Annotated in this window: 27 protein-coding genes; 22 read left to right on the forward strand and 5 right to left on the reverse strand. The window is 60.3% G+C overall.

All coding sequences use genetic code 11. The features are described from left to right. Positions 1-125 precede the first annotated feature (125 nt). The 9 genes from FIV05_RS17145 to FIV05_RS31620 all read left to right on the forward strand — a co-directional run bounded on the left by FIV05_RS17145 (position 126) and on the right by FIV05_RS31620 (position 10,652). Positions 126-1,001 carry a hypothetical protein gene (locus FIV05_RS17145; protein ID WP_152510401.1) on the forward strand — a complete coding sequence of 292 codons (876 nt, stop codon included), beginning with the start codon at positions 126-128 and terminating at the stop codon, positions 999-1,001. Between the two features lie 466 nt (positions 1,002-1,467). Then, positions 1,468-2,241 (forward strand): amino acid ABC transporter substrate-binding protein, encoded by a 774-nt coding sequence (locus FIV05_RS17150; RefSeq protein WP_152510402.1) that lies wholly within the window; start codon positions 1,468-1,470, stop codon positions 2,239-2,241. A gap of 99 nt (positions 2,242-2,340) precedes the next feature. Beyond that, entirely contained in the window at positions 2,341-3,021 is a 681-nt protein-coding gene (locus tag FIV05_RS17155; RefSeq protein WP_031269252.1) for an amino acid ABC transporter permease, read from the forward strand. After that, the gene (locus FIV05_RS17160; RefSeq protein WP_152510403.1) at positions 3,018-3,773 is read left to right on the forward strand and encodes an amino acid ABC transporter ATP-binding protein; all 756 of its coding nucleotides are present in this window, start codon (positions 3,018-3,020) and stop codon (positions 3,771-3,773) included. The genes FIV05_RS17155 and FIV05_RS17160 overlap by 4 nt, the downstream gene beginning before the upstream one ends. 312 nt (positions 3,774-4,085) lie before the next feature. Continuing rightward, positions 4,086-5,096 carry a metalloregulator ArsR/SmtB family transcription factor gene (locus FIV05_RS17165; RefSeq protein WP_031269253.1) on the forward strand — a complete coding sequence of 337 codons (1,011 nt, stop codon included), beginning with the start codon at positions 4,086-4,088 and terminating at the stop codon, positions 5,094-5,096. 1 nt (position 5,097) lies between these two features. Then, complete coding sequence (gene metF, locus FIV05_RS17170; protein WP_152510404.1) at positions 5,098-6,012, forward strand: methylenetetrahydrofolate reductase [NAD(P)H]; 915 nt, start codon at positions 5,098-5,100, stop codon at positions 6,010-6,012. A gap of 183 nt (positions 6,013-6,195) precedes the next feature. Beyond that, entirely contained in the window at positions 6,196-6,480 is a 285-nt protein-coding gene (locus tag FIV05_RS17175) for a hypothetical protein (protein ID WP_077292563.1), read from the forward strand. Positions 6,481-6,557: 77 nt separating this feature from the next. Next, positions 6,558-10,286 carry a methionine synthase gene (gene metH, locus FIV05_RS17180; protein ID WP_152510405.1) on the forward strand — a complete coding sequence of 1,243 codons (3,729 nt, stop codon included), beginning with the start codon at positions 6,558-6,560 and terminating at the stop codon, positions 10,284-10,286. Between the two features lie 222 nt (positions 10,287-10,508). Continuing rightward, positions 10,509-10,652 carry a hypothetical protein gene (locus FIV05_RS31620; RefSeq protein WP_156912470.1) on the forward strand — a complete coding sequence of 48 codons (144 nt, stop codon included), beginning with the start codon at positions 10,509-10,511 and terminating at the stop codon, positions 10,650-10,652. A gap of 151 nt (positions 10,653-10,803) precedes the next feature. On the opposite strand, the gene FIV05_RS17185 is transcribed toward FIV05_RS31620, so the two are convergent. After that, positions 10,804-11,493 (reverse strand): winged helix-turn-helix domain-containing protein, encoded by a 690-nt coding sequence (locus tag FIV05_RS17185; protein ID WP_152510406.1) that lies wholly within the window; start codon positions 11,491-11,493, stop codon positions 10,804-10,806. 93 nt (positions 11,494-11,586) lie between these two features. Between FIV05_RS17185 and FIV05_RS17190 the strand changes: the two genes are divergently transcribed. The 5 genes from FIV05_RS17190 (at position 11,587) to FIV05_RS17210 (ending at position 14,969) form a co-directional block, all read left to right on the forward strand. Then, positions 11,587-11,919, forward strand: a complete 333-nt coding sequence (locus tag FIV05_RS17190; RefSeq protein ID WP_055656646.1) for an NIPSNAP family protein — start codon at positions 11,587-11,589, stop codon at positions 11,917-11,919. After that, positions 11,916-12,260: an antibiotic biosynthesis monooxygenase gene (locus tag FIV05_RS17195; RefSeq protein WP_152510407.1), complete on the forward strand. Its 345-nt coding sequence runs from the start codon at positions 11,916-11,918 to the stop codon at positions 12,258-12,260. The genes FIV05_RS17190 and FIV05_RS17195 overlap by 4 nt, the downstream gene beginning before the upstream one ends. A gap of 10 nt (positions 12,261-12,270) precedes the next feature. Next, positions 12,271-13,191: an EamA family transporter gene (locus FIV05_RS17200; protein ID WP_152510408.1), complete on the forward strand. Its 921-nt coding sequence runs from the start codon at positions 12,271-12,273 to the stop codon at positions 13,189-13,191. A gap of 75 nt (positions 13,192-13,266) precedes the next feature. After that, a complete protein-coding gene (locus FIV05_RS17205; protein WP_023000917.1) occupies positions 13,267-13,689 on the forward strand; it encodes a cupin domain-containing protein in 423 nt (140 codons plus the stop codon). Between the two features lie 137 nt (positions 13,690-13,826). After that, the gene (locus FIV05_RS17210) at positions 13,827-14,969 is read left to right on the forward strand and encodes an NAD(P)/FAD-dependent oxidoreductase (protein ID WP_152510409.1); all 1,143 of its coding nucleotides are present in this window, start codon (positions 13,827-13,829) and stop codon (positions 14,967-14,969) included. A 6-nt stretch (positions 14,970-14,975) separates the two neighbouring features. On the opposite strand, the gene FIV05_RS17215 is transcribed toward FIV05_RS17210, so the two are convergent. Together FIV05_RS17215 and FIV05_RS17220 are read right to left on the reverse strand one after the other, a co-directional pair. Next, positions 14,976-16,421, reverse strand: coding sequence for an ATP-binding protein (locus FIV05_RS17215; protein ID WP_152510410.1), 1,446 nt, complete (start codon positions 16,419-16,421; stop codon positions 14,976-14,978). Beyond that, entirely contained in the window at positions 16,418-17,146 is a 729-nt protein-coding gene (locus FIV05_RS17220; RefSeq protein WP_023000920.1) for a response regulator, read from the reverse strand. Before FIV05_RS17220 ends, FIV05_RS17215 begins: the two co-directional genes overlap by 4 nt. Positions 17,147-17,381: 235 nt before the next feature. Between FIV05_RS17220 and FIV05_RS17225 the strand changes: the two genes are divergently transcribed. The 4 genes from FIV05_RS17225 (at position 17,382) to FIV05_RS17240 (ending at position 20,992) form a co-directional block, all read left to right on the forward strand. Then, entirely contained in the window at positions 17,382-18,551 is a 1,170-nt protein-coding gene (locus FIV05_RS17225) for a calcium-binding protein (RefSeq protein ID WP_152510411.1), read from the forward strand. Positions 18,552-18,746: 195 nt separating this feature from the next. Continuing rightward, a complete protein-coding gene (locus tag FIV05_RS17230) occupies positions 18,747-19,745 on the forward strand; it encodes a hypothetical protein (RefSeq protein WP_152510412.1) in 999 nt (332 codons plus the stop codon). A gap of 263 nt (positions 19,746-20,008) precedes the next feature. Continuing rightward, positions 20,009-20,452: a hypothetical protein gene (locus FIV05_RS17235; protein ID WP_152510413.1), complete on the forward strand. Its 444-nt coding sequence runs from the start codon at positions 20,009-20,011 to the stop codon at positions 20,450-20,452. Positions 20,453-20,524: 72 nt separating this feature from the next. Beyond that, positions 20,525-20,992: a GFA family protein gene (locus FIV05_RS17240; protein WP_152510414.1), complete on the forward strand. Its 468-nt coding sequence runs from the start codon at positions 20,525-20,527 to the stop codon at positions 20,990-20,992. Between the two features lie 13 nt (positions 20,993-21,005). Here the strand turns inward: FIV05_RS17240 and FIV05_RS17245 are convergent, their stop codons facing one another. Next, positions 21,006-21,383 (reverse strand): VOC family protein, encoded by a 378-nt coding sequence (locus FIV05_RS17245; RefSeq protein WP_152510415.1) that lies wholly within the window; start codon positions 21,381-21,383, stop codon positions 21,006-21,008. Positions 21,384-21,515: 132 nt separating this feature from the next. Beyond that, entirely contained in the window at positions 21,516-22,424 is a 909-nt protein-coding gene (locus FIV05_RS17250; protein WP_152510416.1) for an iron-siderophore ABC transporter substrate-binding protein, read from the reverse strand. Positions 22,425-22,516: 92 nt separating this feature from the next. Here FIV05_RS17250 and FIV05_RS17255 point away from each other — a divergent pair, with 92 nt between their 5' ends. The 4 genes from FIV05_RS17255 to FIV05_RS31780 are packed head-to-tail and all read left to right on the forward strand — an operon-like array spanning position 22,517 to position 25,842. Further along, on the forward strand, positions 22,517-23,506 hold the full coding sequence (locus tag FIV05_RS17255; protein WP_152510417.1) for an iron ABC transporter permease: 990 nt from the start codon (positions 22,517-22,519) through the stop codon (positions 23,504-23,506). Next, complete coding sequence (locus FIV05_RS17260) at positions 23,506-24,525, forward strand: iron ABC transporter permease (protein WP_286202200.1); 1,020 nt, start codon at positions 23,506-23,508, stop codon at positions 24,523-24,525. The genes FIV05_RS17255 and FIV05_RS17260 overlap by 1 nt, the downstream gene beginning before the upstream one ends. Further along, on the forward strand, positions 24,518-25,360 hold the full coding sequence (locus FIV05_RS17265) for an ABC transporter ATP-binding protein (RefSeq protein WP_152510419.1): 843 nt from the start codon (positions 24,518-24,520) through the stop codon (positions 25,358-25,360). Before FIV05_RS17260 ends, FIV05_RS17265 begins: the two co-directional genes overlap by 8 nt. 41 nt (positions 25,361-25,401) lie before the next feature. Further along, entirely contained in the window at positions 25,402-25,842 is a 441-nt protein-coding gene (locus FIV05_RS31780; RefSeq protein ID WP_209009687.1) for a hypothetical protein, read from the forward strand. The last annotated feature ends 1 nt before the right edge of the window (position 25,843 follow it).

Raw genomic sequence — 25,843 nt, forward strand, 5'->3', positions numbered from 1 at the left:
GACCTCTTGACTGAAATCCGATATCGGTCCCGGCAGGCACCAGGAAGAGGTTTGCCATGACTTGAGCTGCCAACCGGCAGCCGGGATGCGCCACCCTTCGCTGATCGAGGAAACCGGGCCCAGGCATGAAGCTCTACGACTGTTTTGTCTTCCATAACGAATTCGACCTTCTGGAAATCCGCCTTCGGGAGATGGGGAACCATGTCGACAAGTTTGTCCTGGTGGAAGCGAACCAGACCCAACGCGGTGGTCCAAAGCCGTTCTACTTTGCGGAAAATCGCGAACGGTTTGCGCCCTGGGCCGACAAGATCATCGATCTTCAGGTCGAGTTTCCCGATGAATTGCCGCCGGCACTCGGCGTCTACAAGAACCGCCGGAAGGCGGACTGGGAACGCGAGAACTATCAGCGCAATTGCATTGCACGGGGACTGGAAGCCTGTGCGCCGGACGACGTCATCCTTCTGTCGGATGTCGACGAGATCGTGCGGGCAGATGTTCTGAAGAAGGTGCTGGACGAGAAACTCTACAAGGGGCGGCTTCTGGTGTTCGAACAGAGCCTGCACAAACACCATCTAGACCGTATCGTTCCCGGCAAGACCTGGCTGCTGGGGTCGAGGATGATTGAAAAGAAGTACCTGACCACGCCGCAGCAGCTGCGCCGGACAAAGGCACGTATGACGAAAAAGTCCTACGTGCCGGGTTTTGTCGCGCAGCCGCTTCTCAGGATCCGCAACAACAACCTGTCGGGCATCAGCTGCCCGGTGAAAATCCTGCCCGATGCAGGCTGGCATTTTTCATCCATGGGCGGCGTGGAAGCCTTCCGGACCAAACTGGCATCCGTCGTCCATGGCCAGACGGTCGATACCAGCGATATTGAAAGGCTCTACGCGAAAGAGCTTGTCGGCACCGAGATCATCCCGCGCGAAGGTCTGCCGGGCTGTGTGCGTGAAGGGCGCTTCGATCACATGCTGGATCAAGGTGCCGTGCCCGCCGAAAGCTGACGAGTTCAGCCGAAATCGGACTTTGGCAATCGGAAACCTGATCCGTTCGGGAGGGCACGCTCAAGGATCGCAACCACGTGACTATTCCGATCGAGGTTCAACACGAAGCGGGCTGGATGCTTCCTCGCCCAAGGCGAAGGTTTCGTCATCTTGTGGAAAATATTCACATGAAGCCGATTTGGAGCCTGATCTGGAGAACGTATCCACGAACCTTCAGCCGCTTTAGCGAATGCCGGCAACCTTAGGAGCGGTCACGGGAACAGTTTCCGTGGCGGACGGTTGCCGCCAGGACACTTCCAGAGAGGGGGGGCGGGGCTTCAGCCGGTGTTGTGTCGTGTGCTGCCGATCCGCGATATGAGAGCAAAATATTCTCCCTCTTTCTGCATTTTTGCTCTTTCTTCTCCTGCAATCGCTTCCACATTCCGGCACTAAGGCCACTCACTCATCATGCCGGAAAGGAATTGATATGAGCTGGTTCAAAGCGATTGCCACGGCCGCAGTGCTGCAGGTACTTACCCTTTCTCCCTCGCAGGCGGGTGAAAACCTCGATGCGATCAAATCGGCAGGTGTCCTGAAGATCGGAACCGAAGGCACCTATGCGCCTTTCACCTTCCACGACGGGGAAGGCAAACTGGTCGGTTTCGATGTGGAAATCGGCGAGGCCGTTGCCGAAAAGCTTGGCGTGAAGGCCGAGTTCATCGAAGGCAAATGGGACGGACTGATCGCCGGCCTGGACGTCAAACGCTACGACGTGGTCATCAATCAGGTCGGCATCACCGACGCCCGCAAGCAGAAATACGATTTCTCCGACCCCTACATCGCCTCCAAGGCAGTGCTGATCGTTCGCGCCAGCAATGACGACATCAATGGCTTCGAAGACCTCGCCGGCAAAAAGGCGGCTCAGTCCTTGACCAGCAATTTCGGCAAGCTGGCGGAAGAAGCCGGAGCGGAACTGGTCGGCACCGACGGGTTCGACCAGTCCATCCAGCTGGTGCTGACACGCCGCGCCGATGCGACCATCAACGACAGCCTGTCCTATCTGGACTTCAAGAAGCAGAAACCGGATGCGCCGGTGAAGGTTGTCGCCGAGAAGGCAAATGCCGACTATTCCGGCATTCTGGTGCGCAAGGGTGATCCGGAACTGGTTGCCGCCCTGAATTCGGCGCTGGCCGACATCAAGGCGGATGGTACTTACCAGGCAATTTCCGACAAGTACTTTGGTCAGGACGTGTCCAACTGACATGATGAAGGCCGGTCCATGCAGATCTAGACCGGCCCTTCTCACCTAAACGAAAAGCGCCGGGCGTTCGCGCCGGGCGCGTTTTTTTGGAGCTTTATCGTGCCTCACTGGCTTCAGTTGATGATCGATTCCCTGCCGACACTTCTGTGGGCGGGGGTCAAATTCACCATTCCGCTCACGCTGTTGTCCTTCGCACTGGGGCTCAGTCTTGGTCTGACCACGGCTGTCACACGCCTGTTCGCGCCGCTGCCGCTGGTGCTGGTCGCGCGCTTTTATGTCTGGGTCTTCCGGGGAACGCCGCTCCTGGTACAGCTCTTCGTGATCTTTTACGGCCTGCCCAGTATCGGTATCTTGCTGGATGCGTTTCCAGCCGCCCTGATCGGCTTTACGCTCAATGTCGGTGCGTATTCGTCGGAGATCATCCGGGCTGCCATTTCCTCCGTGCCGAAGGGACAGTGGGAAGCCGCGTTTTCCACCGGGATGACATGGCGCCAGGCAATGATGCGCACGATCCTGCCGCAGGCCGGACGCGTGGCGGTGCCGCCGCTGTCGAATACTTTCATTTCGCTGGTCAAGGATACGTCTCTGGCCGCTGCCATCACGGTGCCGGAGTTGTTCCAGTCGGCGCAGCGCATCGTTGCCACCACATATGAGCCTTTGATCCTCTACATTGAGGCAGCCCTGATCTATCTTGCCATGAGTTCCGTGCTTGCCTGGCTGCAGGAGCGGCTGGAAGTCCGGTTTGCGCGATATGGCGGCATGCTGGAGACATCAAGATGATCGAACTCTCCCATATCGAGAAAAAGATCGGCGAAGCGCTCATCCTCGACGATATCTCGCTGCGTTTTCCGGAAGGCAGCGTTACGGCGCTTGTTGGCCCGTCGGGCGGCGGCAAGAGCACTTTGCTGCGCTGTATCAATCTGCTGGAGATACCGACCTCCGGCAGCGTTCAAGTCGGTGAACACAAGATCACGTTCAAGCCGGGCGTTTCAGTGCCGCAGGCATCGGTTCAGAAGATCCGCTGCGAGACAGGCATGGTGTTCCAGAACTTTCAGCTCTTTCCGCACAGGACAGTGATCGAGAATGTGATGGAGGGCTTGTTGGTGGTTCAGAAATGGCCCCGTGAAAAGGCACGCAAGCGGGCATTGGATCTGCTCGAAAAGGTCGGCATGTCGCACAAGACCGACGCCTGGCCGGCCAATCTTTCCGGCGGTCAGCAGCAGCGTGTTGCGATTGCCCGTGCTCTTGCACCTTCGCCCAAGGTGCTTCTATGCGACGAGCCGACTTCCGCGCTCGATCCGGAACTGGCCGGTGAAGTGGTCGATGTACTCGGCCAGCTTGCCCGGGAAGGGACCACCATGGTGATGGCGACGCACGACCTGCGACTGGCATCGCAGATCGCAAATCATGTCGTCTTTCTGGAGGCCGGGCAGGTGGTGGAAACCGGAGACGCGGATGCGATCTTCCGTCATCCAGAGCGCGAGCGCACCCGCCGGTTTGTTTCCTCCATCAACGCCGCACAGACGCTCTAGGTCAGCGCTGCCGCATTGCTCAGATGCGGGAGGTGGTGCAATTCGGCGTGTCACGCGAGGGCTGGGCTATTGCCCTTGCCCGAGCTCAAGACCGCGTAGGGCAGCTCACCTGACCTGAAGTGGCTCGTTCCATTTGTGCTGATGGTCCCGCTCAGCGGATGCGAGGTGGTGCGCAGGTCGGCTTTCGTTTTTCTCCTGCGGGCGTAATTTCGACGAATACGGACCAATCAGTGTCGTATTTGTTTTGATCCCTTGCATGGTGCTTCGATTTCATATAAAGATATCTTTATATCGACATTGATGGCGAAGCGCATGACCGAAGAACAGACCCTGTCCGTTGACGATACCCTGGCCGCCCTGAGGGCTGTCGGCGAGGCGACGCGCCTGAGGCTGATTGCGCTTCTGGCGGAAAGCGAGCTGACGGTGAAGGATGCCACGGCGATCCTCGGACAGAGCCAGCCGCGCATCTCCCGTCATCTGAAGCTGCTTGCCGAAGCGGATCTCATACAGCGGTTCCCGGAAGGAGCCTGGGTCTACTACAGGTTGGCGGATGGTCCTGAAGGCCAGCTTGCACGCGATCTTGTTGCCCGTATTTCCCTGGAAGACCCGGTGCTCGCGGCGGACCAGGAACGGTTCCGGGCGATCCGCAAGGCCAAGGCGGACGAGGCGGCTGCATATTTTGCAGCCCGCGCGCTCACCTGGGACCGGGAGCGTTCGCTGCATGTTTCCGAAGACGATGTCGAGAAGGCGATGCGCAAGGCACTGGGCGACAAGCCGTTCCAGTCGTTCCTCGACCTTGGCACCGGAACCGGCCGGTTGCTGGAAGTGTTTGCAGACCAGTATGCGACGGCACTTGGTGTCGATGCCTCGCATGACATGCTTGCCGTTGCCCGCGCGAACCTCGCCAAGGCCGGGCTTTCTAACGCCCAGGTACGCCACGGCGATGTTTACGCACTGAATGTGCCGCCGCGGTCCTTCGATGTCGTGGCGATCCACCAGGTGCTGCACTTTCTGGAAGAACCGGCAAGGGCGCTCAACGAGGCTGCCCGTGCGCTGCGTCCAGGCGGCCGCCTGTTGATCATCGATTTTGCTCCGCATCAGCTGGAGTTCCTGCGCGAAAAACACGCGCATCGTCGCCTGGGCTTTGCCCATGACCAGATGGAGCGCTGGCTTGAAGCGCTCGAACTGGACCTGGAACAGGTCACCGATCTTGTTCCGGGAGACGGCAACGACACCAACCTTACCGTAACCCTTTGGCTTGCGCGTGACCGCCGAATTGTCACCGACCTGCCTGCCCGAGACACGTCCCGAGAGGTCGCCTAACATGACAACCTGTTCCAACCGCCGGTCTCACCAGGCCGCACCTTCGCCAATCACGGCTTCGTTCGAATTTTTCCCGCCGAAGTCCGACAAGATGGCGGAGACGCTGTGGCAGACGGTTCAGCGGCTGGCGCCGCTCAGCCCGTCCTTTGTTTCCGTGACCTATGGTGCCGGCGGTTCCACCCGCGAGCGCACGCATCGCACTGTCGAGCGGATTCTGAAGGAAACCGACCTTGCACCGGCGGCACACCTGACCTGTGTCGGCGCGGCGCGCAGCGAAATCGATGCGATCGTCAAGGACTACTGGGATCTGGGTGTGCGTCATCTGGTGGCGCTGCGCGGTGACCCGCTCGACGGCATCGGCTCGCGTTACGTGCCGCATCCGGAGGGCTATGCCTATGCCTCCGACCTGGTCGAAGGCGTCAAGAAGATCGCCAATTTCGATATTTCCGTCTCCGGCTATCCGGAAAGGCATCCGGAAAGCGGCAATTGGCAGAAAGAGATCGACAATCTGAAGCGCAAGGTCGACGCCGGTGCGGACCGGATCATTACCCAGTATTTCTTCGACAATGACCTGTTCGATGATTACCTGGACCGGATTGCGGCCGCCGGCATCAACATTCCGGTGATCCCGGGCATTCTGCCGATCCACAATTTCGAACAGACGATGGTGTTCTCCGCCAAATGCGGCACATCCATTCCGCAGTGGCTGGCTCGGCGTTTTGCCGGCCTCACCAACGATCCGGAAACCCGGAAGCTGGTTGGCGTTTCGGTTGCCTGCGAACAGGTGATGGACCTGGTCGACCGCGGCATCAACGACTTCCATTTCTACACCATGAACCGGGCCGACCTGACCTTTGCCATCTGCCACATGCTTGGCATGGGGCAGCCGGAAACCAAGGAAACCCTGGCGGCCTGAGGGAGGCGAGGCGGCCGGGCCGGGCGCAGAAACGAGCCAGTTGTTTTGGATTTAGAGCGGATGCCCCCTCTTGGCCCCTTACCCTTACCTGGGTGCGGCAGGGTTGGGGGTATCGGCGCAGCCGGGACACGCTGCTGTCATCAGGACAGGAACGACCGGAAACCAAGCGGGAAGCGGAGCGAGATGATCAAGTTAAGCACTGCCGATGCCATTGAATCGACCGCCTATGCGGTGTTGCGCGAGAAGGGTTTCGAGCTTCATGTCGTCGACATGGGCGCGGACAACAATCGTCTGATCGTCGCCACCGACAAGGACCACGAGTTCCGCGGGCATTCGGCCCTCGAAATTCTCGGGCTCCTGGCCGTTTATGAGGCACGCGGAGAAGACTGGCACCCGACCGAAGACGACGTTCACAGCCGCACCAAGTTCTGGGACGCCTCCTACAACGATACCGACCGGGACAGCTGACACGCTGTCCGGTTGCACAGTCAAATCACGCCGGCTTCCGCCGGCCAAACCAACAGAAATTTCCGGAAGGAAACCCCGTGATCAAGTCAGACGCCTTCGAGCGCCTCCGTGACCTCGCCAAGACCCGTATTCTCGTCCTTGACGGTGCCATGGGCACGGAAATCCAGCTTCTGAAACTGGATGAAGCGGCCTACCGTGGTGACCGCTTCAAGGACTGGCCGAGCGACATCAAGGGCAACAACGACCTGCTGAGCCTGACCCAGCCGGACGCGATCCGGAAAATCCATGTCGATTATCTGGAAGCCGGTGCCGACATTGTCGAGACCAACACCTTTTCCTCCACGACGATCGCCCAGGCCGACTACGGCATGGAAGAGCTTGCCTATGAGCTGAACTTCGAAAGCGCGAAACTCGCGCGTGAAGCCTGCGACAAGGTCACGGCACAGGATCCGTCCCGGCCGCGTTTCGTCGCCGGGGCGCTTGGCCCGACCAACCGGACCGCGTCGATCTCGCCGGATGTGAACAATCCGGGTTACCGTGCTGTTTCCTTTGATGATCTGCGCATTGCCTATGCCGAAGCTACCCGCGGTCTCATTGCGGGTGGTGCCGATATCATCCTGGTGGAGACCATCTTCGACACGCTGAACGCCAAGGCGGCGCTATTTGCTATTGACGAGGTCTTCGAAGAAACCGGCAAGATCCTGCCGGTGATGATTTCCGGTACGATCACCGATCTTTCGGGCCGGACGCTTTCCGGACAGACACCGGAAGCCTTCTGGAACTCCGTCCGTCACACCAGCCCGCTGACCATCGGTCTCAACTGCGCACTTGGCGCCAAGGAAATGCGTGCACATGTGGACGAGCTCGGCCGCGTCGCCGACACGCTTGTGTGCGCCTATCCGAACGCCGGCCTGCCGAACGAATTCGGTGAATATGACGAGAGCCCGGAACATATGGCCGGCCTGATCGAGGAATTTGCCTCGGCGGGTCTCGTCAACGTTGTCGGCGGCTGCTGCGGTACCACGCCTGCGCATATCAAGGCGATTGCAGACGCCGTTGCGGACAAGAAACCGCGCGAGATCCCGGAAATCGACATTCACATGCGTCTGTCGGGCCTGGAGCCGTTCGTGGTGACGAAGGAGACCAACTTCGTCAACGTGGGCGAACGGACCAACGTGACCGGCTCGGCCAGGTTCCGCAAGCTGATCAAGGAGGGTGACTACCCAACCGCGCTTGAAGTTGCCCGTCAGCAGGTCGAGAACGGCGCGCAGATCATCGACATCAACATGGACGAAGGCCTGCTCGATTCCGAGGAAGCCATGGTCACCTTCCTGAACCTGGTGGCCGCCGAGCCGGATATCGCCAAGGTTCCGGTGATGATCGACAGTTCCAAGTGGACGGTCATCGAAGCGGGTCTCAAATGCATTCAGGGCAAGGGCGTCGTTAACTCCATCTCGATGAAGGAAGGCGAAGAGGAGTTCATCAAGCACGCGACGCTGGTGCGCCGCTACGGGGCTGCCGTTGTGGTGATGGCGTTTGATGAAAACGGACAGGCCGACACGTTCGAGCGCAAGACAGAGATCTGCGCGCGGTCCTACAAGATCCTGACCGAAAAGGTTGGCTTCCCACCGGAAGACATCATTTTCGACCCGAACATCTTTGCCGTCGCGACAGGCATCGAGGAACACAACAACTACGGTGTCGACTTCATCGAGGCGACCGGCTGGATTCGCGAGAACCTGCCGCACGCCCATGTGTCGGGCGGTGTATCGAACCTGTCGTTCTCGTTCCGAGGCAACGAAGCCGTGCGCGAAGCGATGCACTCGGTATTCCTCTATCATGCCATCAAGCGCGGCATGGATATGGGCATCGTGAATGCCGGTCAGCTTGCGGTCTATAATGATCTCGATCGCGAACTGCGCGAGCTTTGCGAGGACGTTGTCCTCAACCGGCGGCAGGACAGCACTGACCGGATGCTGGAAGCGGCCGAGCGCTGGAAAGGCGAGGGTGGCAAGAAGAAGGAAGCCGATCTCACCTGGCGCACCTGGGGTGTTGCCAAGCGCCTGGAACACGCGCTCGTTCACGGCATTGCCGATTACGTGGAAGAAGACACCGAAGAAGCCCGCCAGGCCTTCGACCGGCCGCTGCACGTGATCGAAGGCCCGCTGATGGACGGTATGAATGTCGTCGGTGATCTCTTCGGATCCGGGCAGATGTTCCTGCCGCAGGTGGTCAAGTCTGCCCGCGTCATGAAGAAGGCGGTCGCCTATCTGATGCCGTTCATGGAGAAGGAAAAGGAAGAGCTTGGCCAGACGGGTCATTCTTCCGCCGGCAAGATCCTGATGGCCACGGTCAAAGGCGATGTGCATGACATCGGCAAGAACATTGTCGGCGTCGTTCTCCAGTGCAACAACTTCGAGGTGATCGATCTCGGCGTCATGGTGCCGGCAGCGAAGATCCTCGATACGGCGCGTCAGGAAAAGGTCGACATGATCGGGCTGTCCGGCCTGATCACACCGTCGCTGGACGAAATGTGCCACGTTGCCGCCGAGCTGGAACGTGAAGGGCTTGACGTGCCGCTGCTGATCGGTGGGGCGACCACGTCCAAGATCCATACAGCGGTGAAGATCCACCCGAACTATGCCCGTGGCCAGGCAATCTATGTCACCGATGCGGGCCGGGCTGTCGGTGTTGCCTCCAAGCTGATGAGCGAAGGTGGCCGCGCGCCGTACTATGCCGATGTGCGTGCCGAATATGCCGATATTGCCGAAAAGCATGCAGCCGGCCGGGGCTCTCAGCAGCGCACGTCGCTGAAAGCCGCGCGGGACAATGCCTTCAAGGCCGACTTCAAGGGCAAACAGCCGGTTGCGCCGAAGAAGCCAGGCACGACTGTCTATGACGATTTCCCGCTGGAGGAACTGGTGCCGTTCATCGACTGGACACCGTTCTTCTCCACCTGGGAGATCAAGGGCCGTTATCCGGCGGTACTGACCGACAATCGCTACGGCCCGGCGGCCAAGGCGCTTTTCGACGATGCCCGGCGGATGCTTGATGAGATCGTTGAAAAGAAGCTGCTGACGGCACGTGGTGTTGCAAGCCTGTGGCCGGCCAATGCGGTTGGTGACGATGTGCGTGTCTTCACCGACGAAAGCCGGAGCGAAACGCTGGCGACCTTCCACACGCTGCGCCAGCAGATGAGCCGGACTGCAGGTGGCCGCGCCAATATCGCCCTCAGCGATTTCGTTGCGCCCGAGGCCAGCGGCATTGCCGACTGGATTGGCGGATTTGCCGTTACCTCCGGTCATGGCGAGGACGAGCTGGCGGCACGTTACGCCAGGGAGTCGGACGACTACAACAAGATCCTGTCCCAGGCCCTGGCAGACCGGCTGGCGGAAGCCTTTGCCGAGAAGCTGCACCAGATCGTGCGCAAGGACATTTGGGGCTACGCCGCCGCCGAAGACTTGTCCATCGACGATATCATCGCGGAAAAATATCAGGGCATTCGTCCGGCACCGGGCTACCCGGCCCAGCCGGACCACACGGAAAAGGATACCCTGTTCCGGCTGCTCGATGCGGAACGCCTGACAGGTATTCAGCTGACAGAGAGCAGGGCCATGTTGCCGGGGTCTTCCGTTTCCGGGCTCTATTTCGGCCATGCCGACAGCCATTATTTTGGTGTTGGCAAGATCGAGAGGGACCAGGTGGAAGACTACGCCGCACGCAAAGGTTGGGATCTGGCCTATGCGGAACGCTGGCTGGCTCCGATTCTCAACTACGATCCGGCCCGGATGGTCGCTGCCGAGTAGGGTCAGCACCACCTAGACCGAGTGGAAACAGATGGCCTCCCGCGTGTTGCACGCGGGAGGCTATTTATTTTCTCCAATGAATTAAATGACGTAAGGAAAATAACACAATTTTTTGAGAATATGCACAATGTGCGCTCTTGTAATGTGCACGCAGTGCGCTAACATAAGCTCTATCAGGTGAGTGCCGATAAAGGTTCTGCGCACACCAAAGGAGAAAAAAACATGACTGTGCAAATCGCTAGAATTTTGCTGGTTCAGCATCGCCAGGATTACAACCGGGACCGCCTTGCGTGGTTGCCGGCGCGGCTTTATCGCTCCTGGCGTGAAGCCCTTCCGAAGGTTCAGGAGACCATCCGGTCTCTTTGAGCTGGGCCCACCCCGAAATTGGCCCCAAGAAACAAGAACAAGATCACTGGGCGCCTCGTTTGCCCCTGGCGTCTGCCCACTTCCTTACAAAGCCCGGCTTCGGCCGGGTTTTTTGTTGATCTGTGGATGAGAAGAAAGGGTGGGCTGTTGCTCAGGCCACCGGAAACAGTTTCTTCAGTTCCGCTTCACCTTTCGGCGAAATATGAACGATGCGTCCCGCCGGTTCGCGGCGCAGCCAGCCGCTTTCGGTGAAGCGCGTGAGAAGAGCGGCACCCAGACCTCCCGCCAGATGGTTGCGCCTTTCGCTCCAGTCCAGGCAGGCACGGCACATCGGGCGACGGCTTGCTGAGAGGGCACCCAGGTCAATGCCGATGTCTGAGACGAAACCTTCACCATCTGCGGTCAGGGCGAGGCCGCCTTTGTCCGTCGAGACGGCAAGGAACCCGCGCTTCTGCAGGCTGTCGAAAATACGCACCGCCATATCGCCGGCCAGATGGTCGTAGCACACACGGGCGGCCCGCATCTGCGGGTCTCTGGGGCCGGTGCGGGTGCGCAGGTGGCCCTTGCGGGCGGCAAGGCCCATCACGGCTTCCAGCACGGCTCCAACCTCCGGTCCCGCGAGCGTGAAATAGCGATGCCGGCCCTGTTTGGCCTGGGTCAGCAAGCCACCTTCCATCAGTTTCTTCAGGTGCGAACTTGCGGTCTGGCCGGTGATGCCGGCTTCGGTTGCCAGTTCCGTCGCCGTCAGGGCCTTGCCGCTTAACAGCGCGCTCAGGATGTTGGCGCGGGCCGGGTCACCCATCAAGGCGCCGATGCGGGCGATGTCCGGTCCATCCTTCATGAGATCTCCTCCATGGTTCGATCTGTGTCGAAGCATTGCAGACATTGACCGTGTCACACAAGCGCAATCGACACAGCCTTGAAGGAGACCTTGGTGATTACCTGTTTCATCCGCTATCACATCGACCCGACGAAGAAAGCCGCTTTTGAGCAATACGCAAGAAACTGGGGGCAGGCGATCCCGCGTTGCGGTGCGGATCTGATCGGCTATTTCGCACCCCACGAAGGCTCGACGACGCTGGCTTACGGTGTTTATTCCATCGAGAACCTTGCGGCATATGAAGCCTATCGGGCGCGGCTTGCCGCGGACCCGTTGGGGCAGGAGAACTATGCTTTTGCCATGAAGGAAAAATTCATCTTGCGGGAAGACCGCACGTTTCTGAAACTGGCCTCCGCGCCGCATGGCATGGGAGAGAAACTCAAATGATTGCCGTCATCTTCGAAGTGATCCCGCATGCGGACAAGAAACAGGCTTATCTCGACATGGCTGCCGAGATGAAGCCCCTGGTCGAACAGATCGACGGCTTCCTGTCCGTCGAGCGATTTCAGAGCCTCACCAATCCGGAGAAATTACTGTCGGTCTCCTTCTTTCGGGACGAAGCCGCGCTGAATGAATGGCGGCAGCTCACGCAGCATCGCAAGGCGCAGCGTGCCGGACGGAGCAGCTATTTCAGGGACTACCGTTTGCGGGTGGCGCAGGTGGTGCGCGACTATGGCATGGACGAGCGCGACGAGGCTCCCGCCGACAGCCGCGACGTGAACGGTTAAGCCGGCAGCCATGCACAACAGATCCATCGAACTGGCGCTTTTGGGCGTGCTCGCTCTGCTGTGGGGTTCATCCTACATGTGGATCAGCCTGGCGCTGCCATCGTTTCCTCCTGCGACGCTGATTGCCATCCGTGTGTCTCTTGCTGCGCTGGCGCTGCTGGCCATCATGGCTGCAAGGGGCATTCGCATGCCGCTGGACAGGCGAAACTGGAAGCAGTTCTTCATCCAGTCCCTGGTCAACAGCACAGGACCCTGGCTGATGCTGGCCTGGGGCCAGCAATATGCCGGGACGGCCGTATCAAGCGTTCTGAATTCAACCTCGCCGCTCTGGGTCTTCGCCTTTTCGTTCCTGCTGCTGAACCATGGCGAAAGGCCAGGTGCCCGGCAACTCACTGGCGCCTTGTTCGGCTTTGCCGGTATCGTGCTGATCGTCGGTGTCGGTGCGCTTGAGGATATCGGCAGGAACCTTGTGCCGCAGCTTGTCGTCCTGTTCGGGGCTGCGCTCTATGGCATCGCGGCCCTGCGCGGCCGTGTCTTTGCAGGCCTGCCGCCTATAGTGCCGGCTGCGGGAACGCTCATCTGCGCATCGGTAGTGCTTGTCCCGGCAAGCCTCATCGTTGACCGGCCCTGGCAGTTGACGCCGGATACGACCGGCATCGTTGCCGCGCTGACGCTCTCGCTTGCATGCACCGCGCTGGCATTTCTGATCTATTTCCGTCTGCTGTCGACCCTTGGGGCAATGGGGACGGCCAGTCAGGCTTATCTGCGCTCTGGCGTAGGTGTCTTTCTCGGTGTCGTGTTCCTGTCGGAGACGCTGGATCTGGAGACCTTTGCCGGAATTTGCCTTGCCATTTTCGGTGTTGTTCTGATCAACTGGCCACGCGCGGTAAAGCGTCAAGACGTTTCGGCTCCAGTATCTGCCGCCAAGTAAGAGGGCGTTTGGCCGGCAGGAAACTGGGCGGCCCGATCCGTGCGCATGGTGGCAGAGACTTGCGAGGAGGTGTCCATGAGTGTCCTGACCGTTTTCGAGGCCGGTTCCAGGCCATCGCGACGTGCAAATCCGGATTATTTCACTGGAACGGTCTGGCAGGACCCGGTGATCGAGGCGCCCGCGCCAGCGCGTGTGCGTGCATTGCGGGTGACGTTCGAACCTGGGGCACGTACCCACTGGCACACTCACCCGCTCGGGCAGACCCTTCAGATACTGGAAGGGGCAGGTTTTGTGCATCTGTGGGGGCAGGAGAAACTGTCGATATTGCCAGGTGATGTCATCTGGATCCCGCCTGGTGTCAAACATTGGCATGGCGCCGGACCGAACACGTCACTTGTCCATCTGGCCATACAGGAAGAACAGGACGGTGCGACGGCGGAATGGCTCGAACCGGTCGACGAGGCGACTTACGCCGGTGGCCTTCAGGCGCGGCGTTGAGCGTCCGGTGCCGAAGTTGCCCCGGCTCCTGTCGGCAGACGGCTTGCGTTCATCCGCGGCACGGGGTGCCGGAGCATATTGTGCTTGCCGGCAGACTCTGGTCAAAAGGATCCATCCATTCATGAAGTGATTGCCCGATGAACATAGCCATTGTCGGGGCCGGGATCGGAGGACTGGCGACAGCCATTCTTCTGGAGCGTCTGGGCCACCGGATTTCCCTGTTTGAACAGTTTCGCAAACCGGTTCCCATCGGTTCGGGCTTGATGATCCAGCCCGTCGGGCTGGAAGTCCTGGAGCAGGCTGGTGTCGCGGATGTGGTGCTGAAGCACGCAACACCGATCAAGCGTGTGCTTGGCAGCTCGTCGCAAACCGGCAGGCGGGTTCTTGACGTCGACTATGGCGCAGTCCCGGGGCTTGGTATCCACCGGGCCGCGCTGTTTTCCGCGCTTTATGAAAAGGTGCTGACGCGTGCGCTTTACTGGCGCACGGATTGCCGGATCACTGGTCACCAGGATGGAAAACTGCGTTTCGCCGATGGCAGCTTTTCCGAGGCCTTCGACCTGATCATCGATGCGTCGGGCGCAAATTCGGTTCTGTCGCCGCTGAAAGCACGCGCACTGTCGTTCGGTGCGATCTGGGGAACTGTCGACTGGGTTTCCGGCGGTCTGCCCGAGGATCATCTTTCCCAGCGGTATCGCGGTGCAGACCACATGATTGGTGTGTTGCCTGTCGGCCTCATGCCGGGACAGGACCGGCGGAAGGCCGCGTTCTTCTGGTCACTTCGCCAGGACGCTTATGAAGACTGGCTCAAGGGCGGGCTGGCAGCCTGGAAGGACACGGCGCTGTCGATCTGGCCCGATGCCGGGCCCTTTCTGGAGCAGATCACGGATCCGGAGCAAATGACCATGGCGCGCTACAGCCATGGCACCTTGCGCCAGCCCTGGGGGGACAGGATTGCCTTTGTTGGTGATGCCGCCCACCGGGCGAGCCCGCAGCTCGGGCAGGGCGCGAACATGGCTCTACTGGACGCTGCCGCCCTGGCAAAGGCATTGGAGACCCTGCCGCTTGACCAGGCTCTCCCTGCCTACGGCAAGGCCAGACGTTGGCACGTGGGTGTCTATCAGGCGTTCAGCGCGATGTTCACGCCGGCCTATCAAAGTGACAGCAGGTTGCTGCCCTTTTTGCGCGACAATGTGCTGTTTCCTGTCAGCCGTATCCCGCCCGTTCCCTCGGTGCTGTCGCATCTGATCTCGGGAACGCTTGTGCCACGCGGTATTTGATCCAGTCTATTTGCCCGCCCCGAGCGGCAATCTGACGTCGGCCTGAAGACCGCCTTCCGGACGGTTCTTCAACTCGATCCGGCCGCCATGTGCATGGATGATCGAACGGGTGATCGCCAACCCCAGACCGATGCCGCCCGTTTCTTCGCTGCGGGATTCTTCAAGCCTGACAAAGGGTTCGAAGACGTCCTTCAACTTTTCCTCGGGAATGCCGGGACCCTTGTCGGTGATGCGGATGATGGCTTCGCCGGCGGATCTGGCCGCGTGGACCGAGACGCCGTCTCCGTAGCGGATCCCGTTCTCTATCAGGTTCCTCAGGGCCCGTTTCAAGGCCACCGGACGGCACGGAAGCACGATCCGTTCTTCCGTTTCAACGGTGCATTTGTGGCCAAGGTCCTGCTGGTCGCCTGCAAGTGCCTCCAGGATCGCACCAAGATCGGCGTTTTCCGCTGTTTCCGCCTGGGCGTCGTCCCTGGCGAAACGCAGCGCGGCTTCCGTCATCGCAGCCATTTCTTCCAGGGTTTCGATCATCTTGTCGCGGTTTTCCTCGTCCTCGATGAACTCGGCCCGCAGGCGCAATGAAGTGATCGGGGTTCTGAGATCGTGACTGATGGCGGCCAGCATCCGTGTGCGGTCCCTGACAAACCGTGTCAGGCGGTCCTGCATGTCGTTGAAGGCGTTCGTCAGCGAGCGGACTTCGCTCGGCCCGCTGGGTGTCAGTGGCTTCTGTTGTTCGCCGCGGCCGAACTTCTCGGCAGCCACGGACAGTTCCTTCAAGGGCCGGGTCACGCGGCGGACGGCAAAACCGATAATGAGCACCATCAGCAAGGCGGTAATCGACAGCTGCACGACCAGAGGCAGAAAATCGCCGGCTGGCGGGCGATAGCTGGTAGCGACATTCAGCCAGCGTCCGTCACTCATCTGGATAGACAGCGACAGGTCTTCCGGCTTGTTCATGATCTTGCGCAGTTTCGAAGGGCGTTCGTGCCGCGGCTCGTCGCGCGACTTCGGATGATCATCGTCGTCTGCCTCGCGGCCACGCGGTCCACGTTTTTCGTCGGCAAGAATGTTGAGATGCACAGTCTGGCCGTGTTCCAGCCTTTCGGCCATGTAGCCCTGCAGGCGTTTTTCGAAACGCGAGTTGCCGGGCGCCGGTGCCAGCGGCTTGTCGCCAAGCCAGAACACTGCGAACCGGCTGCTGCTGGCCACAAGGATCCTGTCCTGCAGGTTTGCAGGTGTATCTTCCATCAGCTCCGCCAGGGAAACAGCGCGCGACAGAAGGTTGTCACGGGCCGCCGCCACGAGCGCGATGCGCCGCTCGTCCTGGAAGATCCAGATGCTGAATGCCTGTGCCGCGACGATGGCTGCGAGCAGCAGAATGATCAGCTGCGAGGCGAGGGTGCTCGGCCAGAGACGGGACAGGATCGGTCGGGGCGTCGGACGTGTCGTCATTCGGCCGTGTCTCTCACTTCGGCAGTGAACATGTAGCCGCCTCCCCAGACGGTCTTGATGAGTTTGGGATCTTTGGGATCGATCTCGATCTTGCGGCGCAGACGGGAGACCTGGTTGTCGATGGACCTGTCGAAGACAGCGGGCGTCCGGCCGGTTGTCAGGTCCATCAGCTGGTCGCGGTTCAGCACCATTTTCGGACGTTTGAGGAAGGCGCACAGCAACTGGAATTCACCGCTGGAAAGGGCCACCGAAGTCCCTTCCGGGTCCAGAAGCTCTCGACGGGAGACATTCAGCGACCAGCCGTCGAAATGAAGCCTGTCGTGCTCGATCGGATCGCGTTCCTTCGGCACAAGCGATGTACGGCGCAGGACCGCGCGAATGCGCGCGAGCAGTTCGCGGGGATTGAAGGGCTTTGTAACGTAGTCGTCGGCACCGATTTCCAGACCGATCACCCGGTCCGTGTCGTCTGCCATCGCGGTCAGCAGGATCACGGGCATGGAGCCGGTTTCCACCAGATGACGGCACAGGGACAGTCCGTCCTCGCCCGGCATCATGATATCCAGGACGACAAGATCGATGGACGCCGCCTTCAGGGTCTTGCGGGCCTGTGCGGCATTTTCCGCCACGGTTGCGCGCAGTCCATTCTTGACGAGGTAGCGCGCAAGGGTTTCGCGGATGTCGCGGTGATCGTCCACCACCAGGATATGCGGGCTCGGATCGCTCAAGTGTTTCTCCAATCTGGCCTGCCGGGAATGGTCTCAAACCGGCCGGGCGCTGTGATCCTACTGTTTCTAAGGTAAAAATAGTCTCCGGAACGCGCTTGTGCGACCGGAACTTGTAACAAAGTGTGTCGCAGTGCCCATCCGGGACAGACGGCGACACTTCGGGCCCATTCGGACGGTATTCCTGCGACAATTGCTGCCTACCTTCAGCTCATCAACGAACCAAGGAGTTGTTGGAATGAAACCGTTCAAGAAGATTGCAATTGCCGCCCTGGCTGCGAGCGTCGCGGGTACCGCGCTGACGGCCGGCCTGTCCGCTTCCGCCCAGAACGCGACTGCAAACCAGGACGGGGGGCAACAAATTCAGCAGGCCGACGGACAGCGTGTCGCGCTTATGGATGGGCGCGGTGGTCCTGGACACGGCTTCGGCCGGGGCCATGGCATGCGCGGTGGCAAGGAACGCGCCGAGCGGTTGTTCGAACGTTTCGATGTCAATGAAGACGGTGTCATCACCAAGGCTGAAATCGAGGAAGTCCGGACGCAGGAGTTCACATCGGCCGATGCAGATGGCAACGGCGAGATCAGTCTGGAGGAATTCAAGGCCGAATTTCTCACCCGCTCCAATGACCGCATGGTCAGGGCGTTTCAGTTCCTCGACCGTGACGGCGATGGCACTGTAACCCAGGACGAAGCGGATTTTCTCGCCAACCGCATGTTCAACATGCTGGATCGTGACGGCAACGGAACCGTTGAACGTGTTCGCGGTCCGCGTGGCCCTATGGCCGACGATGACGACGATGATCGTGGCCCGCGCGGCGAAAGAGCAGAGCGGGGTGAGCGTGGAGAGCGTGGAGAGCCCGGGGAGCGCGCCGAGCGCGGCGGCCGTGGTGAGCATGGCTGGCGCGGTGGTCCGCAAATGAGACAAGGCGGACACCACATGGGTCGTGGTGGTCACGGCGGCCCGGGAGGGATGTTCCTGGGCATGTTCGACACCGATGCGGACGGCAAGGTGAGCCGCGAGGAATTCGATGCCAGGCGCGGTGAATTGTTTGCGCTGGCCGACACCGACGGCAACGGCTCGTTCACGCTTCAGGATTTCGGTCCGCTGTGGCTTTCGATCAACGAGAGCCGGGTGGTCGACATGTTCCAGCGTGCCGATGCCGACGGCAGCCTCGGGATCACCGCGGAAGAACAGAGCAAACACCAGGACCGCATGCTGGAGCACGCCGACCGCAACAACGACGGCGTGATCACCAAGGCGGACTTCAAGGGTGGCCGGAAAGGCGGCCATGGTCCGGACAAGGGCCACGGCTGGAAGAAAGGTCACGGCCATGGTGATGGCGAACGTCGCGGTCAGGGCCAAGGTCAGGGCCAAGGTCAGGGATGGGGGAAACACCACCGCGGCTGATCTGGCGCACAACACCTGAAAAACTTCGGCCGATCGCACCGGCCGGAGCCGTTTCCCACCCCCGGCGGCCCCACCCCGCGCACGGGAAACGGATAAGGGAGCCGTCCCTCGCGGCTCCCTTTTTTTGTCGGTTCGGTTTTAGGGTAACTTCAAGAAATTTCGGCAATAGTCGTTCCGGTTTTCAAGGGGGACAGCATGGCCAAACCGACGTTGAATGAATTCGTGACTGCCAGAATAGCAGCGGGACATCTCAGTGAGGATGATGTCATCAACGTGCGCCGCTACGTTTACGGCGACATGGCCGTGTCTGTTGAAGAGGGCGAGGCTCTTTTTCGGCTGAACAATGCCGACATCACCTATCACGACACCTGGTACGAACTCTTTCCCGAAGCCATCCTCGATATCTTGGTGCACCAGGCAAAACCAGAGGGCTATGTTTCCGAGGACAAGGCTGCCTGGCTGGTCAGCCAGATCATGGCGGATGGTCATATCTGTGGCAAAACCGAGCTGGACGCCGTGCTGCATGTGCTGGAAAAAGCCCGCGAAGCACCGGAAAGTCTCGAACAGTTTGCACTGCGGGCTGTGGCGGACAGCGTGATTTCGGGGAAAGGGCCGACGCGCTCGGGCCTGGATCTCAAGCCCGGCGTCATTGCCGAGGCTGAAGTGGAGCTGCTGCGCCGGGTGCTCTATGCCGGTGCCGGCAGTCGTGGTGTTGCCATTTCGAAGGCTGAAGCCGAGGTACTGTTCGATCTCAACGACGCTACAATAGAGGCGGAAAATGCTCCCGGCTGGTCGGAGCTCTTTGCCAAGGCGGTCGCCAATTATATGATGGCGATGTCCGGTTTCACGCCACCCTCCCGCAAGATTGCACTCGAGCGTGAAAACTGGCTGGAACAACCCGGCGGATTTGAAGGTGGGCTCAGCGGTTTTTTCAAGAAAATGTTCAGCGGTGGTATCGGCGGCATTCGTGACGCCTATGGCGACACGCCTGATCCGTTCACCGCCCGTGGAAACGAGATGCTTGCGGAGATTGCCGCCAATGAGGTGGTGACGGAAGACGAAGCCACCTGGCTGGTGGAGCGCATTGGCCGCGACGGTATCCTGCATGAAAACGAGAAGGCCCTGCTGCGGTTCATCCGGGAAGAAAGCCCGAACATTCATCCCTCCCTCCGGCCATTGCTGGAGAAAGTTTGACCGGGCACCAGGCCGGTCAACGTTTTTTTGTTCCATCCGGCTTCTTGGCACGTCGTCAATATTGCAAGGATGCCGCGGTCCGGTTACCTGAAGATTGTCGAAAAAGGCGTGACCGGTTGGGCCTGTCGCCCGGGTAAGCCCCGGTCCCTTCACACGTGAAGGCTTTGTTCGGTCAGGCGGCATAAACGCCGTCTGGCAAGAACCCCCGACTGTGGCGGCGGAGATGCCGCCCCTTCGCGTTTGCGAAGTCGAGGGAGCATGTCATGACGAACCCATTTGAAACGCAGGGGTCCACGCGCCCGATCGGGTACTGGATCCGCTCTGCCGATAGATGTCTTACCAAGGCGATCGAGGCCATCCAGTCTGACCTGGGGCTTGAGCGAGCCGACTGGCAGGTGCTCAATACGCTTGCCGAAAGTGCAGCAGGAATGCCGTTTGGCCGGCTGAGAGAGACTTTTGATCCCATGCTGGAGGTTAGGGACCTGCACAAGGTTCTGATCAGTCTTGCAGACCGGCGGCTTCTTTGGTTCGAGGAAGATTTCTGGCAGCTAACCGACAAGGGCAGGGGCGTCCACAGAAGTGCGATGGAACGCCAAACCACCTTGCGGAGAAAGGCGATGCGGGGAATCTCCGAGGCTGATTACAGTCTTGTGGTGAATGTTCTGGCCAGGCTCGTCAGCAATTGCCACAGGCCAGAAGACACTTGAAAGGAGACGCGAACCTCTGCAAGTTGCCGTCGCCACTGGCCAAACGGCCAGCCGAACCAGATGGAGCCGGACATGACGCAAGAGACTTTTTCACTCAAGGGGACATGCCGTTGTGGTCACACGAGCTTCGAGGTTTCCGCGCCGCCGCTGATCACCTGTGCCTGCCATTGCAGAGGGTGCCAGCAAATGAGTTCCAGCGCCTATTCCCTGACGGCGATCATGCCGGCGCCCTCGTTCAAGGTGACCGAAGGTACACCGGTAAAAGGGGGATTGCAGGGACCTGAGGCGGATCATTACTTCTGCCCGGACTGCAAGACCTGGATGTTCACGCGTATTCCCGGGTACGACGAAATCGTCAATGTCCGCTCGGTCCTGCTCGACGACCTCCACTGGACAGAACCCTTCATGGAAACAATGACTGCCAGCAAGCTGCCTTGGGCGGAAACGCCTGCAAGGCACCGTTATGAAGGCTTTCCGCCACCGGAAGACTTCATGAAGCTGATGGGCGAATTCGCCGCCCACCAGCAGGCGACCAGATAGCGGGTCGGCCAGGTCAGATTTCCTCGGCAACGTCGATCCGGTTGCCGTCCGGATCGGCGAAGACGAAGGCTCTGAGGCCGTAGTCCTTGTTCCGGAGGCGCTTGACGATGCGCAAACCATGGCGCTCGCAGGCCCGGCAGGCGGCGTCGGCGTCGGACACCATGATGTGGGCCTGATTGAATGGCGGAGCCTGGTAGCCTTTCTGGAGTGTCAGGTGCAATTCGGCCTCGTCCTTCTTCAGGATCATGAAGCCAACCGGACTGCCGTTTTCGAACACTTTTTCCAGGCCGAAGATTTCCCGGTAGAGCGTACGGGAACGTTCAATATCGCTGACGCCCAGTGTTGCGGCGATGCGGCCGAGCCGCAGCTGCGAGGAAGTGTCGGTGGTCATGGCTTACCCTTCTGTTTTCAATGACGGACAGCAAGGCAACCGGTCGGTGCCGGTGAGAACCTGCTAATCCGCAATCTCAGGGCGGTGCCTGTGTGGGAACGGCTTCCGTTCAAGCGGAAGCCGAACGGTTTTCTAGTCGAGGCCGTAAATCCCGGCAATGTCGTGAAGCATCAGCTTTGCAGCCAGAATGCCACCGGCGGTGTTCCAGATGGCATCACTGACCTGGTGCACCTTGCCGGCCTTGACGGCGGACAGGGACTGCCACAACGGATCGGCAAGCACTTCTTCTTCCAGAGACGTGCCTTTGCCGTCGCCCGTGTCATAGGTGAAATAGAAGATCCGGTCGCCGTCCATATCCGGAATGCTCTCCTTGCCGGTGCGGATGGCAAATTCTTCCACATTCTGGTTCGCCGGCCGGTGAAAGCCGATGTCTTTCAAAAGCACACCGGAGAAACTGTCGAGCTGATAGATGCGGATCTGGCCGGGCACGAAACGGATCACGGAAACTTCCTCGTTGAGGTGGTCACCAAGTTTCTCCCGAAGGTCTGCGACTGAAGCATCGTAATCGGCGATGGCCGCATCCGCTTCCTGCTCCTTGCCGAGTGCTTCGGCATAGAGGCGGAAGTTGATTTTCCAGTCGCCACGAAGCTCCTTGGACATGACGGTCGGGGCGATTGCGGTCAGCTGCGGATAGATTTCCTCGTGCCGCTGCTTGTTTGCCAGGATCAGGTCGGGTTCCAGAGCCGCGATCAGTTCCAGGTTCACCGCGCTTTCCTTGCCGACAGGTTCTGCTCCGTCCATGGCATCGGAAATATGGTCCCACCAGGGATCGCCATTCCAGGAATTGGCCGCGCCCACCGGCGTCACTCCAAGCGCCAGCAGCGCTTCCGTGCCTTCATTGGTAAGGACAACAATCCGTTTCGGGGCGTCCGGAACCGTGACGTTGCCCATGCTGTCGGTGACATCGCGAGCAATCGCAGGGGCTGCTGCCAGCATCGCACACAGCGGCAGGGCGCACAGCAGGCGTGACCAGATCTTCATTAGAATGACTCCAAAAAGTTGAATATTTGCCTCCAGTATTAAACCCGTGTATGGACGGGCCGTTGATTTGTCAATCGGAGGGGAGAGGGCGCATGAGGCGGCCGGCGATTGCATTGTGTCTGGCGCTGTGCGCGGCTGTCATTTTCAGCCTGCATGCCGGATTGACCTTCTATGCGCCTCATACGGTCCTTTCCGCGCTCATGGGGGGCGAGGGCGCAGATGCGCTGATTGTGACGACGTTGCGTCTTCCAAGAACCGCGATCGGCGTGGTTTGCGGGGCCTCTCTCGGCCTTTCCGGCTTGTTGATGCAATCGGTTACGCGCAATCCGCTGGCAGAGCCGGGACTGCTCGGGGTCAATGCAGGCGGTGCGCTGTTCGTGACCTTCGGGGTGACGGTCTTCGGCGTGGCAAGCCTTGCCGGTATCGGCATTGCAGCAGTGATGGGTGCGCTGGCGGCAACGGCCCTGGTGTTTTCGATTTCAGCGTCCACTGGCGGTGCAGGCAATCCGGCAACCACGTTGCTGGCCGGATTTACCGTAGCCGCCCTGCTGGCGTCCTTCACACAGACCTTGCTGCTGATCGACGAAAGCGCTCTTGAGACACTGCTGTTCTGGCTGTCGGGCAGTTTTTCCGACCGGCCGATCGGGTTGTTGCAACTCGGGTTGCCGTTGCTTGCCATCGGGGTCGCAGGCAGCCTTCTTCTGGCAACACCGCTGGACGTGCTGCGTCTCGACGATGCCAGTGCCCGGTCAGTGGGTGTCAATGTTGGCGCAGTCCGATTGACGGCGCTCGGGCTTGCGGCCCTGCTTGCGGCGGGTGCGGTGGCGATGGCGGGGCCGGTGCTGTTTCTGGGCCTGGTTGCGCCGCATCTTGCCCGGCGCCTGACCGACGGCGCCCTGCCGTCGACACGGCAGTTGATCGTGCTTTCCCTTCTGACCGGTGCCCTGATCGCAGTCCTTGCCGATATTCTTGCGCGTATTGTCGTTGCGCCCGGTGAAGCGCCGATGAGTGCCGTTCTTGCGCTTGTCGGCGTTCCGATGCTGGTGCATCTGCTTCACAGGCGGAAAGGGCTGGCAGCGTGATGGCAGGCGCATTTCCTCTTGTCAGGCTGCTTCCGGTCATGCTGCTCGTGTTTGCGTTGACACTGGCAGCAACGGGCATCGGGTCCAGCTTCATGCCGCCGGAACGTGTTGTCGCGGCGCTGGCCGGGCAAGGCAGCCGCATGGATGAAGTAATCGTCTGGACCCTGCGCTTGCCCCGTGTTGCCCTTGCCATACTGGCCGGAGCGGCGCTTGCCCTTGCGGGTGCCTTGCTGCAGCGGGTCGTGCGCAATCCCATGGCGTCGCCCTCGGTTCTGGGCATTACCGACGGCGCGGCGGTTGGCGTCGTGCTGTTCTTGTGGCTGTTTTCCGATCAGGCGAACAATCTGACAGTCTCCATTCACTGGCAGCCTCTGGCCGCCATCGCCGGGGCGGCAGTCTTCGGAGCCCTGGTAATCGCATTGGCATCGCTTGATCGGGCAGGCAGCAAGCCGCTGAAGATCATCTTGTACGGTATTGCCCTGGCAGCACTCGCAAAGGCCGCGGTCACGCTGTTGATTATTCTCGGGCCTGTCTACAGGGCAAGTCAGGCACTTACCTGGCTGACGGGCTCGGTTGGTGCAGCCCACTGGCAGGACGTTCTGGCGGTCGGTCTCGGACTTGTCGCAATCGTCCCGGTGTTGCTGTGGCAACGGCTCACACTTCGGCAACTCGTACTTGATCCTCAAAGCGCTGCCGTGACAGGCCTGTCGCTGGACAAGGCCCAGTTCTGCCTGCTGGCGGTTGCCGTTTTCCTGACGGCCATCGCAACGGCCCATGTCGGTGCCATTGGTTTTGTCGGTCTGGTCGCGCCGCATGTTGCACGGATCTTCCACGGTCAGTTCCGGTCCGGATATCTGGTTTCCGTGGCTCTGACCGGAAGTTTCCTGGTGCTGGCAGCCGACACGCTGGCCCGGATCATCGCGCCACCGCTGGAATTGCCCGCAGGCGCGTTGACTGCGCTCGTCGGTGCGCCGCTGTTTCTCTATCTGCTTGTAAAAGGACGGCAATCCCATGCCTGACACTCTGGCCAGTCTCGATCGTGTCAGTGCCGCATATGACGGCGCGCCCGCGCTGAACGAGGTCTGCCTCGACCTGCCCGACGGCAAGATCATCGCCTTTTGCGGACCGAACGGCAGCGGCAAATCGACGGCCCTGAAAGTGATGCGCGGTCTGCACCGGCCGGATGCCGGCAATGTGGAAATCGCAGGCAGGGCGCTTGGCGACTGGTCGCAGAAGGATCTTGCGCGCCAGGTCGCCATGTTGTCCCAGTCGCCCGATGCACCGTCGGACCTTTCGGTTGAGGATCTGGTGCTGATGGGGCGGTTTGCGCATCGAAGCCGGTTCGGCGGGCCATCGGCAGCGGACAGGACTGCCTGCGACCGTGCGCTTGAAATCACCGAAATGACCGAGCTGAAAACCCGGGCTCTCGCCCAGCTTTCCGGCGGGCAGCTGCAACGTGCCTGGGTTGCCATGACACTGGCGCAGGATGCGCCCCGGATCTTTCTGGACGAGCCGACCAACCATCTGGACATTGCCCATGCATTTGAGTTGCTGGACCTCGTCAAGCACCTGAGCCGCTCCGAGAACCGAAGCTTCGTCATTGTCCTGCATGATCTCAACATGGCCATGCGTTATGCCGATCACGTTGTGCTGTTCGAAAAGGGACGGATCGCCGCCAATGGTCCGACAACGGAAGTGCTGACGGAAGCGACCGTCTCTTCCGTATTTGGCATCGCCTGCAGGATCATGCCCCTGGACGGGTTGGAACGACCGGTCATCGTTTCCTGGGGCAAGGCCACCGGCGCGGGCGTTTCCGGCCAGTCGTCCGGCAAAATGCGCAAAATCTGCACATAGGCTGACAAAGGCCTGCAAGCGGGCTTGGCACAACAGGTGCCATGACCCGCCTGGCAACCTCTTCCCCGACCTCACTGGCCTTCCTCCTGGCCTCGCTGATCCTTGCCTACGAGCCGCTGCGCTGGCTGATCGGCACATGGACTGACCCGTCCTACCCATCGACCGGCGCGCTCTATCTGGTCGCGGTGGCAGCCCTGGTGCTTTGGTCGATGACGAGCCCGGTTCGGCAGAATTCGATCGGGCACCGGCAAATGGCAGTGCTGCTCCTGTTGGCGGCGGCGCTGATCCGGCTGGCGAGCCAGGTTCTGGGGATCAACGTGATCGGCGGGGTGGCGCTGGCAATTGATGTCTTCGCGCTCGCTACCCTTTTGCGGACAGGGGAGAGGCAGAGAGCCGTTTCCCCCTTCTGGCTGTCCGTCCTGTTTCTGTTCACTCTGCCGGTCGAGCGCATTCTGCAACGGCTGCTCGGCTATCCGCTGTAGG

The organism is Labrenzia sp. THAF191a, assembly GCF_009363335.1.
GTDB lineage: Bacteria > Pseudomonadota > Alphaproteobacteria > Rhizobiales > Stappiaceae > Roseibium > Roseibium algicola.

Bases quoted from the DNA above. Each gene is read 5' to 3' on its own strand.
- FIV05_RS17145 (WP_152510401.1), top strand. From the start codon at position 126: ATGAAGCTCTACGACTGTTTTGTCTTCCATAACGAATTCGACCTTCTG.
- FIV05_RS17150 (WP_152510402.1), top strand. From the start codon at position 1,468: ATGAGCTGGTTCAAAGCGATTGCCACGGCCGCAGTGCTGCAGGTACTT.
- FIV05_RS17160 (WP_152510403.1), top strand. From the start codon at position 3,018: ATGATCGAACTCTCCCATATCGAGAAAAAGATCGGCGAAGCGCTCATC.
- FIV05_RS17165 (WP_031269253.1), top strand. From the start codon at position 4,086: ATGACCGAAGAACAGACCCTGTCCGTTGACGATACCCTGGCCGCCCTG.
- metF (WP_152510404.1), top strand. From the start codon at position 5,098: ATGACAACCTGTTCCAACCGCCGGTCTCACCAGGCCGCACCTTCGCCA.
- FIV05_RS17175 (WP_077292563.1), top strand. From the start codon at position 6,196: ATGATCAAGTTAAGCACTGCCGATGCCATTGAATCGACCGCCTATGCG.
- FIV05_RS31620 (WP_156912470.1), top strand. From the start codon at position 10,509: ATGACTGTGCAAATCGCTAGAATTTTGCTGGTTCAGCATCGCCAGGAT.
- FIV05_RS17185 (WP_152510406.1), bottom strand. From the start codon at position 11,493: ATGAAGGATGGACCGGACATCGCCCGCATCGGCGCCTTGATGGGTGAC.
- FIV05_RS17195 (WP_152510407.1), top strand. From the start codon at position 11,916: ATGATTGCCGTCATCTTCGAAGTGATCCCGCATGCGGACAAGAAACAG.
- FIV05_RS17200 (WP_152510408.1), top strand. From the start codon at position 12,271: ATGCACAACAGATCCATCGAACTGGCGCTTTTGGGCGTGCTCGCTCTG.
- FIV05_RS17205 (WP_023000917.1), top strand. From the start codon at position 13,267: ATGAGTGTCCTGACCGTTTTCGAGGCCGGTTCCAGGCCATCGCGACGT.
- FIV05_RS17210 (WP_152510409.1), top strand. From the start codon at position 13,827: ATGAACATAGCCATTGTCGGGGCCGGGATCGGAGGACTGGCGACAGCC.
- FIV05_RS17215 (WP_152510410.1), bottom strand. From the start codon at position 16,421: ATGACGACACGTCCGACGCCCCGACCGATCCTGTCCCGTCTCTGGCCG.
- FIV05_RS17225 (WP_152510411.1), top strand. From the start codon at position 17,382: ATGAAACCGTTCAAGAAGATTGCAATTGCCGCCCTGGCTGCGAGCGTC.
- FIV05_RS17230 (WP_152510412.1), top strand. From the start codon at position 18,747: ATGGCCAAACCGACGTTGAATGAATTCGTGACTGCCAGAATAGCAGCG.
- FIV05_RS17235 (WP_152510413.1), top strand. From the start codon at position 20,009: ATGACGAACCCATTTGAAACGCAGGGGTCCACGCGCCCGATCGGGTAC.
- FIV05_RS17240 (WP_152510414.1), top strand. From the start codon at position 20,525: ATGACGCAAGAGACTTTTTCACTCAAGGGGACATGCCGTTGTGGTCAC.
- FIV05_RS17245 (WP_152510415.1), bottom strand. From the start codon at position 21,383: ATGACCACCGACACTTCCTCGCAGCTGCGGCTCGGCCGCATCGCCGCA.
- FIV05_RS17250 (WP_152510416.1), bottom strand. From the start codon at position 22,424: ATGAAGATCTGGTCACGCCTGCTGTGCGCCCTGCCGCTGTGTGCGATG.
- FIV05_RS17255 (WP_152510417.1), top strand. From the start codon at position 22,517: ATGAGGCGGCCGGCGATTGCATTGTGTCTGGCGCTGTGCGCGGCTGTC.
- FIV05_RS17260 (WP_286202200.1), top strand. From the start codon at position 23,506: ATGGCAGGCGCATTTCCTCTTGTCAGGCTGCTTCCGGTCATGCTGCTC.
- FIV05_RS17265 (WP_152510419.1), top strand. From the start codon at position 24,518: ATGCCTGACACTCTGGCCAGTCTCGATCGTGTCAGTGCCGCATATGAC.
- FIV05_RS31780 (WP_209009687.1), top strand. From the start codon at position 25,402: ATGACCCGCCTGGCAACCTCTTCCCCGACCTCACTGGCCTTCCTCCTG.